This is a genomic window from Bifidobacterium sp. POST2/T3 (B1) (assembly GCF_058197115.1).
In genome coordinates, this window is sequence record NZ_JBVPQK010000430.1 from 1 (window position 1) to 2,172 (window position 2,172).

A 2,172-nucleotide genomic window follows, 5' to 3' on the forward strand; every position below is an offset into this window, starting at 1 on the left:
TTGGTCTTTCTGCGTTACGGTACGGATCTGACCATAGTCATACCCTGGCAGCGGATTATTCCATTGATTTTTGCCGGCCTGGGCGTGCTGCTGATTAGCGCGTCTGTATTAGCCTGGCTGGCATCAGCAAGGCGCACCCGATCTGTCTCAAAAGACCAGGATATTCCAGAAGATCAGACTGCCAAGGATGGCCAGAGACCCCAGCAGGGTCAGGGTCAGGGTCAGCCAGTGGCCAGCCCCGGCAACAGCTGGCTTGCCGTCAGATCGGCTGAAGACAGAGGTCAGGGTGCTCGCCAAGAGCAGGATGAGTACCAGACACAGGATGGACAACAGTGACCAGCATGATGCCATCATCGATGACAGATGCATAAGGCCAAGCGCCTGGCGGACCACAGTAAAGGCATAGGCCAGCAGGGCAGCCATAAGTCCTGCGGCTAGCAGGCCTAGCGACCAGAGCCGTCCGGTCAGGCCTTTGCTGAAACCTGACTGTCGGTGGCTATTGCCTCGAGCCTGCAGATGTGAGTTCAAGGCTCCAATTAAGGCAGATACAAGGGCGGCAGCCAGCAGAATGGGACCACTGGCCATCAGGGTCAACAGGGCGTTCAGCGAAGGTATCAACCCTGTATTCGTGTGCTTGGGCACTTGATTGAGCTGATGGGGCTGGCTGCCGGCAATCATAGGCGTTGACCATTGATCGGCTTTGGTGCCCATAGCCACGGCGTTGATCCAGTCTTCCAGATTATGGGTATATCTAGGTTCCAAGGGCAATCCGGCCTTGGCCAGCCTACTGCCGGTGCGGATCTGATGGTTGGTGGGGTAGTAGCGCAGAGTCACGTTGTCGTTGCCGCTCGCATGTGTTCTGCGGATGATCTCGCGCGCACCCTGCTCTACTGGCATGGAGACATCCATGGTGCCGAAGTTGATCATGACCGGCATCCGCAGCTGATCCAGATAGGGCAGAGAGGGGAAGTCGGCGTACTCCAAGCCCAGCAGGGACAAGTCCATGCCCATGAGACGCGGTATAACGTTGCGAATCCCCTTAGGCGCGCCAATCAAGTCCAAATAGCTGGTGGCCGCCATGGCCATCTGCCGTCGTCCCGGGTAGACGGGAGGCGAGGTCAGGATGGAGAAGGCGATGCTGGGATCCTTGGCGGTCATGATGGACGATATCCAAGTGCCCTCGGACTCGGCGTACAAGCCCACCTTGGTTGGATCCACGCCCGGCCAGGATCGCAGACGGTCAAGGGAACGCCCATAGTCGGCGGCCATGGCCCGGTAGTCGCGGTGGAAGGTGGTGTAGGTGTCCAAACGCTTGTCGGGCACCAGTGTGGTGATGCCAGCTGAGGCCATGGCTGAAGCCAGGTCGCCAAATACTTCGGAGGATTTGCCCGTTCCGGCGCCATGTATGAACAGGCAGGCTGGTCCGGTGCCCTTACGGTCGCTTGGTTCTCTGACAATGGCCTGGATGCGAACTCCGCCGGCCAAAGTGATGCTGATTTTCTGCTCCTTGACTGGGTGGGTGCCCTCAGGGGTCGTGGGGCCCAAACTGGAAGCGACGGCAGTGGAGCGGGTCGAGACCTGCAGATGGTCGCGGTAGGGTTCTACCCGCCAGTCCGGCGTCATGGCTTGGCCCAAAAGGAGCATGACCAACAGGATGACCACAAAGGAGGCGGCGGTAAAGCCCGCCCGTTTCAGCTTTTGCACCCGTCAACTCTACCCGACCGCCCGGCTGGTTGCAGAGATGGACATCATGATTGTGTTTCAGGTGGTCAGTTCTGGGCCTGTTCGGCTTCGTCGAGGGTTTCAAAGCCGTTCATCTGCACCGTGGCCAGGATGGTTTCCTCGGTCAGGTTGCCGCCCCGGGCCTCGATCTGGTTCACCATGGATTGGTAGAGATCCAGCGTCCTGGCCGAATAGGTGCCCAGTTCGCCACGCAGATAGGTTTCGAAGGAGGTGGCCTCCGGAGTGTCTTCACTGGTGCGCAGGACTCGCATCTCCTGACCTAAACGGGGGTAACGCTCGCGGAAGTCCTTGGCCCAAGCCACCTGCCGGTCGATGATGTGCTCCTGCTGCTCCTGGCGATCCAGGCCCAGCCTGGGCAGGTAGGGGGCAATGCTGCTGTGGTACTGGTCCGGGGCGGTGGATTCCATCATCCGCCCATACTTTTCGGTC

Annotated in this window: 2 protein-coding genes; both read right to left on the minus strand. The window is 59.5% G+C overall.

The annotated features are described in order from the left end of the window. Nucleotides 1-147 precede the first annotated feature (147 nt). Nucleotides 148-1,704 carry an alpha/beta hydrolase family protein gene (locus AC0AP0_RS12475; RefSeq protein WP_490430717.1) on the minus strand — a complete coding sequence of 519 codons (1,557 nt, stop codon included), beginning with the start codon at nt 1,702-1,704 and terminating at the stop codon, nt 148-150. A gap of 65 nt (nt 1,705-1,769) precedes the next feature. Beyond that, the coding region (locus AC0AP0_RS12480) for a DUF4125 family protein (RefSeq protein WP_490430718.1) at nt 1,770-2,172 on the minus strand (403 nt) is incomplete at its 5' end.